Origin of the sequence: Streptomyces sp. NPDC020845 (genome assembly GCF_044334165.1) — a bacterium.
In the GTDB taxonomy this organism is placed as follows: Bacteria; Actinomycetota; Actinomycetes; order Streptomycetales; family Streptomycetaceae; genus Streptomyces.
This window is the reverse complement of sequence record NZ_JBIRSJ010000003.1, coordinates 101,640-115,751: the sequence shown is the minus strand read 5'-3', so window position 1 is coordinate 115,751 and position 14,112 is coordinate 101,640. Positions and strand designations below refer to the sequence as shown.

General features: G+C 71.8%; 11 protein-coding genes. 5 read left to right on the top strand and 6 right to left on the bottom strand.

Translation table 11 applies throughout. From position 1 onward, the window contains the following. Nucleotides 1-4 precede the first annotated feature (4 nt). The 4 genes from ACH4U7_RS07790 to ACH4U7_RS07775 all read right to left on the bottom strand — a co-directional run bounded on the left by ACH4U7_RS07790 (nt 5) and on the right by ACH4U7_RS07775 (nt 7,318). On the bottom strand, nt 5-979 hold the full coding sequence (locus tag ACH4U7_RS07790) for an aldo/keto reductase (RefSeq protein ID WP_398527110.1): 975 nt from the start codon (nt 977-979) through the stop codon (nt 5-7). Nucleotides 980-1,057: 78 nt separating this feature from the next. Next, nucleotides 1,058-2,488, bottom strand: a complete 1,431-nt coding sequence (gene argH, locus ACH4U7_RS07785) for an argininosuccinate lyase (RefSeq protein WP_398527109.1) — start codon at nt 2,486-2,488, stop codon at nt 1,058-1,060. Nucleotides 2,489-2,598: 110 nt separating this feature from the next. Beyond that, nucleotides 2,599-3,798 (bottom strand): argininosuccinate synthase, encoded by a 1,200-nt coding sequence (locus ACH4U7_RS07780; RefSeq protein ID WP_385624500.1) that lies wholly within the window; start codon nt 3,796-3,798, stop codon nt 2,599-2,601. Nucleotides 3,799-3,889: 91 nt separating this feature from the next. Beyond that, entirely contained in the window at nt 3,890-7,318 is a 3,429-nt protein-coding gene (locus ACH4U7_RS07775; RefSeq protein WP_398527108.1) for an NACHT domain-containing protein, read from the bottom strand. A gap of 267 nt (nt 7,319-7,585) precedes the next feature. Here ACH4U7_RS07775 and ACH4U7_RS07770 point away from each other — a divergent pair, with 267 nt between their 5' ends. Genes ACH4U7_RS07770 through ACH4U7_RS07760 form a run of 3 tightly spaced genes read left to right on the top strand, consistent with a single transcriptional unit; the run spans nt 7,586 to nt 10,225 of the window. Beyond that, nucleotides 7,586-8,914: a ferric reductase-like transmembrane domain-containing protein gene (locus tag ACH4U7_RS07770; RefSeq protein WP_398527499.1), complete on the top strand. Its 1,329-nt coding sequence runs from the start codon at nt 7,586-7,588 to the stop codon at nt 8,912-8,914. Nucleotides 8,915-8,942: 28 nt separating this feature from the next. Then, nucleotides 8,943-9,446, top strand: coding sequence for an FMN-binding protein (locus ACH4U7_RS07765; RefSeq protein WP_398527107.1), 504 nt, complete (start codon nt 8,943-8,945; stop codon nt 9,444-9,446). Continuing rightward, entirely contained in the window at nt 9,446-10,225 is a 780-nt protein-coding gene (locus ACH4U7_RS07760) for an FAD:protein FMN transferase (RefSeq protein ID WP_398527106.1), read from the top strand. Before ACH4U7_RS07765 ends, ACH4U7_RS07760 begins: the two co-directional genes overlap by 1 nt. 12 nt (nt 10,226-10,237) lie before the next feature. Here ACH4U7_RS07760 and ACH4U7_RS07755 read toward each other — a convergent pair whose 3' ends face one another. Continuing rightward, nucleotides 10,238-10,606 carry a DUF488 domain-containing protein gene (locus ACH4U7_RS07755; protein WP_398527105.1) on the bottom strand — a complete coding sequence of 123 codons (369 nt, stop codon included), beginning with the start codon at nt 10,604-10,606 and terminating at the stop codon, nt 10,238-10,240. Nucleotides 10,607-10,658: 52 nt separating this feature from the next. Between ACH4U7_RS07755 and ACH4U7_RS07750 the strand changes: the two genes are divergently transcribed. Next, nucleotides 10,659-11,252: a pyridoxamine 5'-phosphate oxidase family protein gene (locus ACH4U7_RS07750; protein WP_398527104.1), complete on the top strand. Its 594-nt coding sequence runs from the start codon at nt 10,659-10,661 to the stop codon at nt 11,250-11,252. A 130-nt stretch (nt 11,253-11,382) separates the two neighbouring features. Beyond that, on the top strand, nt 11,383-12,381 hold the full coding sequence (locus ACH4U7_RS07745; protein WP_398527103.1) for a bile acid:sodium symporter family protein: 999 nt from the start codon (nt 11,383-11,385) through the stop codon (nt 12,379-12,381). Nucleotides 12,382-12,390: 9 nt separating this feature from the next. Here ACH4U7_RS07745 and ACH4U7_RS07740 read toward each other — a convergent pair whose 3' ends face one another. Then, nucleotides 12,391-14,082, bottom strand: coding sequence for an adenine deaminase C-terminal domain-containing protein (locus ACH4U7_RS07740; RefSeq protein WP_398527102.1), 1,692 nt, complete (start codon nt 14,080-14,082; stop codon nt 12,391-12,393). Between the last annotated feature and the right edge of the window lie 30 nt (nt 14,083-14,112).

Below are 14,112 nucleotides of genomic sequence, written 5' to 3'. Positions count from 1 at the left end.
CTCCTCAGGCCCAGGGCAGTTGTGCGCGGTGGTGCCAGTAGTCCTCCGGGGTTTCGGCCAGGGTCGCCAGAGTCTCCCGCTGCGCCTCGTCCAGCGTCAGCTGCGCCGCCGCCAGGTTGGAGTCCAGTTGGGCGGTGGTCGCCGCACCCGAGAGGACGACGCTCACCCACGGCTGGTGCAGGACCGCCGCGAGGGCGACCGCGTCGGGGCCTGCGCCCGTCTCCTGGGCGATGTGGCGCAGCGCCTCCGGGAGTTGGTCCGGGGCCGCGAGGCGGCCGTTGGCGACGGCTTCCTTGATGATCACCGCCCGGCCCGCCTCATGCGCCTCGGCCAGGGCCGCGCCCGCCGAGGGGTCGAGCAGGTTGTACGTGGACTGGACCGTACGGAACAGCGGTTCCCCGTCCACCGTGACCTCCAGCGCGGCGCGGATCGCGTCCGCCTGGGCGGGGCCGCTGGTCGACAGCCCGACCGTGACCCCCTCGGCCGCGAGCCGGGCCAGCCGGGCGTGCAGTTCGGGGTCGGTGAGAGCGGGGCTGCCGAGGGTGACGGAGTGCACCTGGTACAGGTCGAGCCGGTCGCCGAGCAGGGCGCGGCTCTCCGCGCTCTGCCGGTCGTACGTCGCGATGCCGTGGTCCTTGACCTCGTGCGTCTTGACGTCCGTACGCCAGTCGGCGACGTAGGTGTAGCCCCACTTGCTGCCGACGACCACGTCCCGCACCTCGGGGCGCCGGTCCAGCCAGCCGGCCAGGAACTCCTCGGCCCGCCCGTACGAGCGCGCGGCGTCCAGATAGCGCACGCCGCGCGCGTACGCGGCGTCCAGCACCTCGTACGTGCGCTCGCGCATCGCCTCGACGGTGCGCTCGGCCGGGAGGTCCCGCTCCCGGCCGAGGTTGATGTAGCCGGGACGGCCCACGGCGGCCAGGCCGAGGCCGATCCGGGCCGTGGGGGTGGTGACTTCCGCGAGGCGCGCGAACGCCATGGTCTGTCTGCCTCCTTGTATCGGGTAGCCGGGTAGCCGGGGGTGGCCCGGTGGCCGTCAGGCCGGTTGTGCCGGGCGTCAGCGCTTGGCGTCCGCCCACTCCCGCTGCGCCGCCAGGTCCGCCTTCACCTCGACGAGCTGCGCGGCCACCGCCGAGGGGGCCGTGCCACCCCGCCCGTTGCGGGAGGCGAGGGCGCCCGGGACGTTGAGGACGGTGCGGACCTCCGGCGTCAGGTGCGGGGAGATCTTGGCGAACTGCTCGTCGGTGAGCTGGTCGAGCTCGATGCCGGTCCGCTCGCACTCCTTGACGCACTCCCCCGCCGTCTCGTGTGCCACGCGGAACGGGACGCCCTGCTTGACCAGCCATTCGGCGATGTCGGTGGCGAGCGAGAACCCGGCGGGGGCCAGCTCCTCCATGCGCTCGCGGTTGACGGTGAGGGTCGCCATCATGCCGGTGAAGGCGGGGAGCAGGACCTCCAGCTGGTCGCAGGAGTCGAAGACCGGCTCCTTGTCCTCCTGGAGGTCGCGGTTGTACGCGAGGGGCAGGGCCTTGAGGGTGGCGAGCAGGCCGGTGAGGTTGCCGATCAGGCGGCCGGACTTGCCGCGGGCGAGCTCGGCGATGTCCGGGTTCTTCTTCTGCGGCATGATCGACGAGCCGGTGGAGAAGGCGTCGTGGAGGGTGACGAAGGAGAACTCCTTCGTGTTCCAGATGATGATCTCCTCCGCGATCCGCGAGATGTCGATGCCGATCATCGCGGTGATGAAGACGAACTCGGCGACGAAGTCGCGGGAGGCCGTGCCGTCGATGGAGTTGGCCGAGGAGCCGCCCTCGAAGCCCAGGTCGGCGGCGACCGCCTGCGGGTCCAGGCCCAGCGAGGAGCCGGCCAGGGCGCCCGCTCCGTACGGCGAGACGGCGGTGCGCACGTCCCACTGCCGCAGCCGCTCCGCGTCCCGGGACAGCGCCTGGACATGGGCCAGGACGTGGTGGGCGAAGAGGATCGGCTGGGCGTGCTGGAGGTGAGTGCGGCCGGGCATGGCGACGTCCGGGTGGGCCTCGGCGAGACCGACCAGCGCGCCCTGCAGATCGGCGATCAGGCCGCCGATGATCCGGGCGTGGTCGCGCAGATACATCCGGAAGAGCGTGGCGACCTGGTCGTTGCGGGACCGCCCGGCCCGCAGCTTGCCACCGAGGTCGGGGCCGATCCGCTCCAGCAGGCCGCGTTCGAGCGCGCTGTGCACGTCCTCGTCGGCGATGGTGCCGGTGAACTCGCCGGAGGCGACGTCGGCCTCCAGCAGATCGAGCCCGGCCAGCATCCGCTCCAGCTCGTCCTCGGTGAGCAGCCCCGCCCCGTGCAGGACGCGGGCGTGGGCGCGGGAGCCGGCGATGTCGTACGGCGCCAGGCGCCAGTCGAAGTGCACGGAAGCGCTCAGCTTCTCCAGTGCCTCGGACGGCCCGTCGGCAAAGCGCCCGCCCCACAGGCGTACATCACCGTTGTTGCCGTTGCTCACGCGTTGCTCCTTGAGGGGTGTGGATGTGCGGCCGCCTCCCTGCCGGGGGCGAGGAGGCGGCTATGACATGCAGGCTACTGGCTGCCGAGCTCAGCCCTACTCAGCTCAGATCAGCTCTGCTCGAGATCCCGCCCGGCCGCGATCTTGCTGGACAGGCCGAAGATCTCGATGAAGCCCTTGGACAGCGACTGGTCGAAGGTGTCGCCGGTGTCGTAGGTCGCCAGGTTGAAGTCGTACAGCGACTGGTCGGACCTGCGGCCGGTGACCACCGCGCGGCCGCCGTGCAGGGTCATCCGGATGTCACCGGAGACATGCTCGTTGGCCTCGGCGATGAAGCCGTCGAGGGCCCGCTTGAGCGGGGAGAACCACAGCCCGTCGTAGACGAGCTCGCTCCACCGCTGCTCGACCTGGCGCTTGTAGCGGGCCAGTTCGCGCTCGACGGTGACGTTCTCCAGCTCCTGGTGGGCGGTGATCAGCGCGATGGCGCCGGGGGCCTCGTAGACCTCCCGCGACTTGATGCCGACGAGCCGGTCCTCGACCATGTCGATCCGCCCGACGCCCTGGGCCCCGGCCCGCTCGTTGAGCTGCTGGATGGCCTGGAGGACGGTGACCGGCCGGCCGTCGATGGCGACCGGGACGCCCTTGTCGAAGGTGATGATCACCTCGTCGGCCTCGCGCGGGGTGGCCGGGTTCGAGGTGTACTCGTACACGTCCTCGATCGGCGCGTTCCAGATGTCCTCCAGGAAGCCGGTCTCCACGGCCCGCCCGAAGACGTTCTGGTCGATGGAGTACGGGGACTTCTTGGTGGTCGCGATCGGCAGCTTCTTCGCCTCGCAGAAGGCGATGGCCTTGTCCCGCGTCATCGCGTAGTCCCGGACCGGGGCGATGCACTTCAGCCCGGGGGCCAGCGAGGAGATTCCGGCCTCGAAGCGGACCTGGTCGTTGCCCTTGCCGGTGCAGCCGTGGGCGACCGTCGTCGCACCGTGCTTCTTCGCGGCGGCGACCAGGTGCTTGACGATCGTGGGCCGGGAGAGCGCCGAGACCAGCGGATAGCGGTCCATGTACAGCGCGTTGGCCTTGATCGCCGGGAGGCAGTACTCGTCGGCGAACTCGTCCTTGGCGTCCGCGACCTCCGCCTCGACCGCCCCGCAGGCGAGCGCGCGCTTGCGGATGACATCCAGGTCCTCGCCGCCCTGGCCGACGTCCACGGCGACGGCGATGACCTCGGCGCCCGTCTCCTCGGCGATCCAGCCGATGGCGACGGAGGTGTCAAGGCCGCCCGAATAGGCGAGTACGACGCGCTCGGTCACGGGGTTCTCCTTCAGTTTCATGCACTAGCTAGCATAAGTATGCACTCCCCTGTATGTTTCGTCAACGCAGTCCGTTGTGAGCCGTCGACGGCTACGAGCGGCCGCCGGTCTGAGCGACGATGTCGTTGACGATCTTCTGCGCAACCTCCGCATGCCGCTGTGAGACCTGCGCGCGGGCCCAGATCAGATAGACACGATCACGGCCGACCGCGCTGCGGAACACCTGCATGTGGTAGCGCTCCTCTTTGGCCTCCTTTCCTTCCGCGTACAGCATCGACCTGTTGACCCGCTTCCACGGGAGGGACCGGTAGCCGGGCATCTTCCCGGTGAAATCCGCGATCTCCCTCTTGTCGCATGAACGCCCACAGTCACGAACGGCGAGGTCCAGGCGCAGCCGGAGGGCCGGCACGCCGGACGGCAGGCTCTCTGTGCACGTCCCCTTGCCCGTCCTCTCCCTGTCCGCCCAGTCGTCCTTGCAGGACAGGTACTTGGGCGCCCGGAAGACAAAGGGCATCGACGAGAGCCGCCAGAGGTGCGACCTCTCGTTCTTCGTCCAGGTGGCGCCGGTAAGAGGCTGCGTCCGCTCACGCCGGTAGTACGCGAATCTGGTGTCGCGCGGGAGCCCGGCCCGCGGCACCTCGGAGAGACGGCGGGTGCTGGCGGGCGAGGCGTTCTTCTTCCGCGTGTCCGCTCCGGGCCCCTTTTCCAGACCCGCCTCGCGCAGCACCGCTCGCAGCAGGATCTGCGCCACTTCCCAGGCCCGCTCCTTGGGCGCAAACTCCTCCGCGTACTGGAGCTTCAGGACGGCGTTGGCCACCCGCGCGCCGATCCACACCTGCGTCTGCTGGCCCTCCATGTGCGGAATGGACATGGTCATATCTCCCTGGACGGCCTCGTCGCCCAGGCCGGACAGCTCTCTCGGGTTGCCGTACACGTAACGGCGTAGTTGGTTGGCGGCCTCTTGGCGGGAATAGCCGCCCGCGGCCGCGTGCACCGTCGCCGTGAGGCTGACCTTCACCTCCCTCCCGAACGGCGACTGCTCACCGGCCTGGCATCCGTTGTGGCCGACTTCCAGCACCAGTGGGTCGACCATCACCTCCTTCAGCTGCCCCTGGAGCAGCGAGCACGCCGACGGCAGCGAGCGGTACGGGCCAGGGAGCGGCTTCCCAGTGCCGAGGGGGAGGCCCACCGCGCACTGGGCCAGTACGGCGAGCACATAGAGCACGGCGGCGGCCCAGCGGGCGGGAGTCCTGATGTCGCCGGGAGGCGCCGACGGATGGATGGCATCCTCTGCCAGCCGGTTGCGCAGCTCGATGTGGCGGAACCGGTAGAGGCCGCCGACCTGCCGCAGCACCCCGCGCCGGTGGGCATCGCTCAGGAACGCCGTCAGCCGCCATGGCAGCCTGCCCGTGGCGGCCAGCCAGACGCGGGCCACGGAGTAGCGTCCCCAGGCGGACACCGCCACGCCGTACAGTGCGGACGCCAGCGCCACCGCCGCGCAGGTACGGACCCAGGTGCCGAGGCCGACCACATCCCGGCCGCCGTTGATCGTCCACATCGCCAGTCCCATCAGCGGCACGAGCAATGCCATGCGGTGCATGAACAGCGAGCCGTCCTCCTGTCTGAGGGGGTCGGCGATCCCAAAGGCGAGGACGGCTCGCCGGTCGTTGCGCAGCAGCACGGCGGGCTCGGCCGCTTCGGCCGGATCAGCCCGAACACGAAGGAAGTTGAAGAAGCGTCCGACCGCCAGCGCGGCCAGCGCGGCAGTGAACAGCCACAGCAGCCAGAACCCGTTGCCGGCCAGCGCCACCGCCGTCCAGCCCGCCACCAGGAGGGCCAACCAGGCAACGGCCTTCGCCCACGTCTGCCACGGCCAGGCGCCCTCACGCACCGCCTCCCGAGAAGGCCGACGCGACCGACGTGGAGCCGGCAGCTCGCCGGGCGATACCAGCGCCCACTCGCCGATCAGCACGGCCGACAGGACTAGGGCGAAGGCGGCCCAGCCCGGCAGGCCGACCCAGCGGTTCCACCACTGCGGCCCGAACCCGGCCTCCCGTACGGCGAGCACCGCTGCCGCCAGCGCCGGCACGGTGCCCAGCGCACGGACCGGCCGGGGCACTGCCTCGTCCAGCCGCCACCATGCAAGGTCCTGTTCCCCCGCCAGCCGCAGATACCGGGCCAGGAAGCCGGTCCAACGGCGAGCGTCGCGGGCGTCCCGCGCGCCGGTGTTGGCGCGGTCGTCCAGCGCTCCGCCGTAGGCGGCGGTCATAAAGGTGTCGAACAAGTGCCGCTCGACGGCGACGCGGGTGGTGAAGCGGCCTGCCGCCAGCAGCTCACCCGGATCGGCAGCGGTGTTGCTGTAGGCGGCGCGGGCCAGTCCGACCATGAGCGGCGTGCTGAGTACGGCCCGCACCACCCGCACCTCGCGGGACTGATCATCACGGTCGGCCAGCCGCCGCAGGACGGGGTCCCACTTGGTGGCCGCCTCATCTGTGCGACTGGTCCTCGGACTGGTGCGGGGCAGATAGGAAGCGACTTCGGCGGCGGTCAGCGGTTGGAGCTCGACGACGACCGCCGAGGGAAGCACCGTGTTGCCCGCTTCGACAGCGTCCGCGTACTCCCCGCTCCTGCTGGTCAACACGAACCGGGCGGGCCCCGCCAGGCTGTCGCGCAGTTCGTGGAGGGCGTCCGCCTGGGTGTCTCCGGGGAGTTCGTCCAAGCCGTCGAGTACCGGGAGCACCCGCCCCGAGGTGATGAGTTCCAGGGCGAGCGCCTCGGCCCGGCGGCCTGCTCCGGAGGCGAACGTGGGGTGCTGGGAGGCCAGTTGCCCCGCCGCCCACCGCCACAGCCCTTGGGTCCGCGGATTCCAGGAGGCGAGCGTGAAGACGACCGGCACCGGCGTCCCCGAGGCCTCGTCGCGCTCGGCCAGCAGCGCCCGCGCGAGGCGCAGCACCAGCACCGACTTGCCGGCGCCAGGAGCGCCGAGCACGACCAGCCGCTGGACCGGGAGCGAGCCGAAGAATTCGGCGATCTCCTCGAATCGCCCTTGGACGTCCAGGGGTTCGTCCGGCCCGTCCACGCTGCCGGCCGGATCCCGCCGGATATTGCGCCAGTGGTCGGTGACCAGCGGGTCGGCGGGCCCCCACCGCACGGGGAGGGGGAGCGGGTCATGGATGCGGGAGAGTCGCTCGTCCCGGTCGTACTGCCCGCGCAGCGCCCCCGCGAGCCGCTCCGTGGCCTGGTCGAGCTGGTCCGCCGTCGGCCGGGCCCGTGGTCCGCGGAAGGCCCGCCAGAGTGTGACGACCGTCAGGAGTGCCGCGATCGCCAGGCACCACCAGCCCAGCCGTTCCACCAGGGCACTGCCTTTGAGGGGTCCGGGAACCTGGTCGGCCAGCAGCAGACCGCCCACCGCTGTAAGGGCGGCAATGGATTCTTTCAGCCGGGCACTGCGCTCCGGGCCCTCGGGGTCCGGGACCCGGAAGTGTCTGTCGTCCGTCCGCCGGCCGTCGCCGCTGCTCATTCTCGAACGTCCTCCCCCTGAGACGGGCAACGCCCGGGCCCGCAGTCAGGGTAGGTTCTCCGGCCACCTCGTGGGAGCCCGGCGGTCTCGGGCACTTCCCCATGGACACCGGCCATGAAAACCGCGAATTTGTGCGCCCGTTGAGACATCGGCGCCCCCGAGCCGTACCCCTCGTCACCGGAGCCGTCCGGTGACGCGCGGACGCGTGCGAAAGGGGACAGGCCGTTGACGACGGTGACGAACAGCCGGACCGACCGGCGGGAGGTGATGCGGCGCATCCGTCCCCGCCGCTCTCCCGCGGTGCCGCTGATCCTGCTGAGCTGGGCGGGGGCCGCGGCGGTGGTGACGCTGTGGTGGCAGAACACCCCGAACGTGGTCGGCAACGCCGAGTGGCTGGTCGGCGGGGGACGGCTGACCGGGCTGCTCAGCGGGTACTCCATCGCGCTGGTCGTGCTGCTGATGGCGCGCGTTCCGGCGCTGGAGCGGCGCGTGGGGTCGGACCGGGTCGCGCGGTGGCACGCCATGAGCGGCCGGTACACGCTGTGCCTGATCCTCGCCCATATCGTGCTGATCATCTGGGGGTACGCGGCCCAGGCGCAGACGAGCGTCGTCGACCAGACCGTGACGGTGGTGACCGAGTACCCGGACATGATCAAGGCGGTGGTCGGCACCGGGCTGCTGCTGCTGGTCGGCCTGATCTCGGCGGGCGTGGTGCGCCGCCGGATGCCGTACGAAGCCTGGTACTACCTGCATCTGCTGACGTACGCGGGCGTGTTCCTGGCCTTCTGGCACCAGCTGACCGCCGGCGCCGAGTTCGTCGCCGACGACATGGCGCGCATCGGCTGGTACGCGCTGTACGGCAGCGTCACCGCCGCCATGGTGTGGTACCGGGTGCTGGTGCCGGTGGGGCTGAATCTGCGGCACCGGATGCGGGTGCTGGCCGTCGTCCCCGAGGCGCCCGGCATGGTCTCCGTGGTGATCGGCGGGCGGAACCTCGACCGGCTGGGCGCGGAGCCCGGCCAGTTCTTCCGCTGGCGGTTCCTGGCGCCGGGGCTGCGGTGGGGCTCCCACCCCTACTCGCTGTCCGCGCCCCCGCAGGAGGAGCGTATGCGGATCACGGTGAAGGCGGTGGGCGGGCACAGCACGGCGCTCGCCACGCTGGAGCCGGGGACGCGGGTGTGGGCCGAGGGGCCGTACGGGGCGATGACCACCGGGCGGCGCAGCCGCAGCAAGGTGCTGATGATCGCGGGCGGGGCGGGGATCACCCCGCTGCGGGCGCTGTTCGAGACGCTGCCCGGCCGCGGCAGCGACATCACACTGCTCTACCGGGCCCGCAGCATGGAGGACCTGGCGCTGTGGGACGAACTCCAGCGGATCGCCGAGGAGCGCGGGGCCCGGCTGCTGTACGCCGTGAACGGGCCGGACGGCGCACGCCCCGAGATCACCCCCGATCGGCTGCGCTCGGTGCTGCCCGATATCGACCGGCACGACGTCTTTCTGTGCGGGCCTCCCGGCCTGACCGAGCACGCCTACGCGGCGCTGCGCGAGGCCGGGGTGCCCGATCGCCGTATCCACCACGAGTCCTTCGAAATGTAGTCCTTCGAAACGCAAGGGAGGCGGAGTCATGAAGAAGAAACATCCGCTGCGCCGGATCATCCTGGGCACCGCGGCCACCGTCTCCGGGGTCGTGTTGCTGCTCGCCCTGAAGCAGCCCGGGTCGGAGCCGGTCGCCGCGGCCGGTCCGCAAAACCCCGCACAGGCGCCACAGGCCCCCGCCACCGCCCCGGCGGCACCCGGCGGGGGCAATGGCGGCAATGGCGGAGGCGGTGGTGGCGGCGGCAACGGCGGTGGCGCACGTACGGTCACCGGCGACGCGGCCCAGACCCAGTACGGCCCGGTCCAGGTGAGCGTGACCGTCAGCGGCGGCAAGATCACCGGAGCCACGGCCGTGAAAACCCCCGACTCCGGCCCGCAGAGCGACCAGATCGCCGCCGATTCGGTGCCCAAGCTGAACAAGGCCGCACTGACCGCCCAGAGCGCGAAGATCGACACCGTCTCCGGCGCCACGTACACCAGCGAGGGCTACCGCAAGTCCCTGCAGAGCGCGCTGGACAAGGCCGGTCTGTGATGGACGGCGAGCCGCGGCGGATGCTGCATGTCGAGGAGGCCATGGGCACGGTCTTCTCCCTCGACGTCCGTGAGGTGCCCGAAGCCGGCCGGCCCCGGGTGCGGGCCGCGCTGGACGGGGCGGCGGCCTGGCTGCACCGGGTCGACGAGCTCTTCTCCACCTGGCGGGCGGACAGCCAGATCAGCCGGTTGCACCGCGGCGAGCTTGATGTGTCGCAGTGCGATGCGGACGTACGGGATGTGCTGCGGCTGGCCGAGGAGGCCGATCGGCTCAGCGACGGCTGGTTCAGCGCCCGCTACGCCGGACAGCTGGATCCGACCGGTCTGGTCAAGGGCTGGGCGGTGGAGCGCGCCGCGCAGATGCTGGCGTCGGCGGGGGCCGGGTCGGTGTGTGTCAACGGCGGCGGGGACATCCAGACGCACGGCGGGCCGTGGCGGGTGGGCATCGCCGATCCGCTGCGCCCCGGGGAGCTGGCCGCCGTGGTGGAGGCCCGCGACGAGCTGGCCGTGGCGACCTCGGGCCCGGCCGAGCGCGGCTGCCACATCCTCGACCCGTACACCGGCGCGCCCCCCGCGGATCCGCTCGCCTCGGTCACCGTGGTGTGCCGGAGCCTCACGGACGCGGACGCCTGGGCCACCGCGGCGTGCGCGATGGGCGCCGAGCGGGCCCGCCCCTGGCTGCAGCGGCTGCCGGGTGCGGCGGCGTTCGCCGTCACGTCCGACGGCACGACCTGGCAGACGAGCGGCTTCGCCCGGTACGACGCGGCGATGTGCGTCTGAGGCTTGAGAACCTCAGCCGCCGACCGCCTCGGCCAGCAGGGGCAGGTGGCTCCGGGCCGGGTCCTTGGTCGCGGTGAGCAGGGTCAGCGGTCCGGTGGCCGCCAGTGCGCGCAGCTGGTCCACGGCCGCGCGGCGCTCCGGGTCGGCCAGTTCGGCGCGGTAGCGCCGGCCGAACTCCGCGGACCGCTCCGGGGCGTGCCCGTACCAGCGGCGCAGTTCGGTGGAGGGGGCGGCGGCCTTCAGCCACTGGTCCAGCCGCGCCGAGTCCTTGGCGAGGCCACGCGGCCAGATCCGGTCGACCAGGACGCGTGTCCCGTCGTCCGGGTCCGGCGTCTCGTAGACCCGCCGGATCCGGATCCCGTTTCCGCTGCTGTCCCGCATGCCCCCATGAAAACATCGGCCCCGCCATCCCGTCGCCCGGATAATGCGCCTCATGGGAAAGGTCTATGAACGCATTGACGGCAGGCTGCGCACCTTCATCGAAGAGCAGAAGATCTTCTTCACCGCCACCGCCCCGCTCGCCGGGGACGGCACGGTGAATCTCTCCCCGAAGGGGCTGACCGGCTCCTTCGCGGTCCTCGACGAGCTGACGGTGGCCTATCTGGACTTCGCCGGGAGCAACGCGGAGACCATCGCCCATCTGCGGGAGAACGGCCGGATCACCTTGATGTGGTGCGCCTTCACCGGCCCGCCGAACATCGTGCGGGTGCACGGCCGCGGCGAGCCCGTCTTCCGCGACGATCCGCGCTTCCCGGGCCTGCTGGAGCACTTCCCGGACATCGACGTGGCCGAGCACGGGCTGCGGGCGATCATCGTCGTGACGGCGGAGCTGATCCGGGACACCTGTGGGTTCGCGGTCCCCTTCATGGACTACCGGGAGGACCGTACGCTGCACGCCGACCGCTTCCGGCGCGAGACCGATGACACGCTGAGCGCGTACTTCGAGAAGAAGGAGCACGTGGCCTCGAGCATCGACGGGCTGCCCGGTCTGCCGCTCCCGCTCCCGCTGCCGCCCCGTACGGCCTGAGGCACCGTCCGCGGCATCGCCCGAAGCACGGCCTGGGACACCATTTGCACGCGGTGACCCAAAATGCGTGTAGCGACCACATAACGAGACGGTGTTGCGCGGCGCCCCGCCGAGGGCGTTCGATCACGCGGTGCGATCCGAAGATACGAGCCGCAGGGCGGACGCCACAGCGCCGCCGACACCGCCGCAGCCCGCCACCGCCGACCGGGCGGCCAGACGGGCCGTCACCGTCTTCCCCCTCCTGGTCCTCGCCGCGGGTGCGGCGGGCCTGGCCACTCCCGGCACCTTCAGCGGATGGGCGCCGAACGTGCCCTACCTGCTGGGCACGATCATGTTCTGCATGGGTCTGACCATGACCACGCAGGACTTCTCCGGGGTGGTCAAGCGTCCGTGGGCGGTGGCGCTCGGCCTGGTGGCGCACTATGTGATCATGCCGGGCCTGGGGTGGCTCATCGCCCATGCCCTGGGCCTGTCACCGCAGTTGGCGGCCGGTGTGATCCTCGTCGGCTGCGCCCCGAGCGGCACGGCCTCGAATGTGGTGACGTACCTGGCGCGCGGCGACGTGGCGCTGTCCGTCTCGGTGGCGACCGTCTCCACGGTGCTCGCCCCGCTGGTCACCCCGCCGCTGACGCTGCTGCTGGCCGGGGAGTATCTGCCGGTGGACGCCGGGTCGATGGTCACCGACATCCTCAAGACGGTGCTGCTGCCGGTCGTCGGGGGTGTCGTCGTACGGCTGCTGGCGGGGCGTTATCTCGCGCGGGTGCTGGGGCTGCTCCCCTGGCTGTCGGCCGTCACCATCGCCGTGATCGTGGCCGTCGTGGTGGCGGCGAGCGCGGACGCCATCAAGTCGGCGGCCGGACTGGTGCTGCTGGCCGTCGTGCTGCACAACGGCCTCGGGCTCGCGCTCGGCTACGCGGCGGGCCGCGCCGCCCGCCTCGGCGAGCCCGCCGGGCGGGCCATGGCCTTCGAGGTCGGCATGCAGAACTCGGGCCTCGCGGCGTCCCTGGCGTCCGCGCACTTCAGCCCGCTGGCCGCGCTTCCGGCCGCCGTCTTCTCCGTCTGGCACAACATCTCGGGCGCGCTGGTCGCCGCCTGGATGTCCCACCGCTCGCGCCGCGCGGAGGGCTGACGGCCGGTGTCATGCGACGACCGGGTCCTCCCAGGCCCGGTCGACCACCCGCACCAGACCCAGGTCCGTCAGCTTGATCTGGGGCGACACCGGGAGGGTCATGGTGGACACGCTCATGAAGGCGTTGCGGTGGAGCCAGCCCCACCCGTGCAGCGCCTCGCGTACGGCGCCCGCGCCGGCCGCGACCTCGGCTGCGGGCGCGGTGGACATCACCCCGCCCACGGGCAGTGGCAGATGGATGTCCGGCCGCCCGGTCACCGCCACGCAGATCCCGCCGTGCGAGCCGATGACGCGGTTGGCCGCCCGGCGCAGCGCGCCCGCGTCGGTGGCCACCACGGTGAGGTTGTGGCTGTCGTGCGCGTACGTGGTGGCGGTGGCGCCGTCCGCGAGGTCGAAGCCCACGACGGGGGCCATCGTCCGGCGGCCGGTGCCGTGGTGGCGTTCGTACACCGCGAGCACGGCCGTCCTGCCCTCCCAGTGCACGACCCCGTCCCGTACGGGCAGCACGACCTCGGCCGGCTCGGTGAAGGTGTCGACGGGGTTGACCCGCAGCGCCCGGAAGGTGTGCTCCCCGTCGGGGAGGTCGGCGCGCCATACACAGTCGGCCTCCGCCAGCGGGGCGAGGCGGACGGAGTCGGCGAAGGGGTTGTCGGGCGTCGGCCCGGCGGTGTCGTCCCCGGCCACGACGCGGCCCCCGCAGACCACCGTCACCGGTGTCGGGTCGTCGAGGGCGCGCAGCAGGACCAGGTCCGCCCGCTTGCCGGGGGCCACCACGCCCCGGTCGTCCAGGCCCAGGCGGCGGGCCGGGTGCAGGGTCAGGGCGCGCAGTACGGTGGCCGGGCTCATCCCGGCGTCGAGCGCGACGCGGGCGATGTGGTCGAGGTGTCCGCGGTCGAGGATGGCGTCGGCCGCCAGGTCGTCGGTGACCAGGCAGAAGTCGGGCAGCACGGGGAGCTCGTGGAGGCGGCGCACCAGCTCGGCGCTCAGGCACTTCTCCTGGAGCATCAGCAGCATGCCGAGCCGCGCCTTCTCGACCGCGACCTCGGGGGTGTTCTTGGTGTGGTCGGAGTCGATCCCCGCCCACAGGTATTCGCCGAGGTCGTCGCCGGTCAGGTTGGGGCAGTGGCCGTCAAGGCGGACGCCCTTGCGCCGCGCCGCGTCGACGATCGAGCTCATCCGCGGCGAGCCCGCGACCACGGCGCGGTAGTCCATCACCTCGCCGAGGGTGGTCACCCCGTCCCAGTCGAGCATCTCGGCGATGTCCTCGGCGGTCAGCGAGGAGCCCGCGGTCTCGAAGCCCTCCAGCGCGGGCACGCACGACGGCACGGCCCACAGCATGGTCTGCTCGGCCCCGCGGCCCTGCTCGATCATCCAGGCCATGGCCTCGCGCCCCGCGACGTTGACGATCTCGTGCGGGTCGGCGAGGACCGTGGTGGTACCCCGGGGCAGGGTGATCCGGGCGAACTCGGCGGGGGTGAGCAGCGAGCTCTCGATGTGCATATGGGCGTCGATGTAGCCGGGCGCGACGATCAGCCCGTCGGCGTCCAGGACGCGCTCGGCCTCGATCCGCACGCCCGGGGCGGCGACGGCGCGGATGAGGTCGCCGGTCACCACCACGTCGGCCGGCAGGATCTCGCCGGTGTGCACCGAGAAGACGCCGGCGCCACGGATGAGGAGGTCGCAGCGGCTTGGCATCGGCATGGGGTCTCCTGCTCGCTTCCTGCTCTGGGG

Excerpts from the sequence above, each read along its gene's own strand:
- ACH4U7_RS07775 (WP_398527108.1), bottom strand. The coding sequence starts at position 7,318 with ATGAGCAGCGGCGACGGCCGGCGGACGGACGACAGACACTTCCGGGTC.
- ACH4U7_RS07740 (WP_398527102.1), bottom strand. The coding sequence starts at position 14,082 with ATGCCGATGCCAAGCCGCTGCGACCTCCTCATCCGTGGCGCCGGCGTC.
- ACH4U7_RS07765 (WP_398527107.1), top strand. The coding sequence starts at position 8,943 with ATGAAGAAGAAACATCCGCTGCGCCGGATCATCCTGGGCACCGCGGCC.
- ACH4U7_RS07750 (WP_398527104.1), top strand. The coding sequence starts at position 10,659 with ATGGGAAAGGTCTATGAACGCATTGACGGCAGGCTGCGCACCTTCATC.
- ACH4U7_RS07770 (WP_398527499.1), top strand. The coding sequence starts at position 7,586 with ATGCGGCGCATCCGTCCCCGCCGCTCTCCCGCGGTGCCGCTGATCCTG.
- ACH4U7_RS07760 (WP_398527106.1), top strand. The coding sequence starts at position 9,446 with ATGGACGGCGAGCCGCGGCGGATGCTGCATGTCGAGGAGGCCATGGGC.
- ACH4U7_RS07790 (WP_398527110.1), bottom strand. The coding sequence starts at position 979 with ATGGCGTTCGCGCGCCTCGCGGAAGTCACCACCCCCACGGCCCGGATC.
- ACH4U7_RS07755 (WP_398527105.1), bottom strand. The coding sequence starts at position 10,606 with ATGCGGGACAGCAGCGGAAACGGGATCCGGATCCGGCGGGTCTACGAG.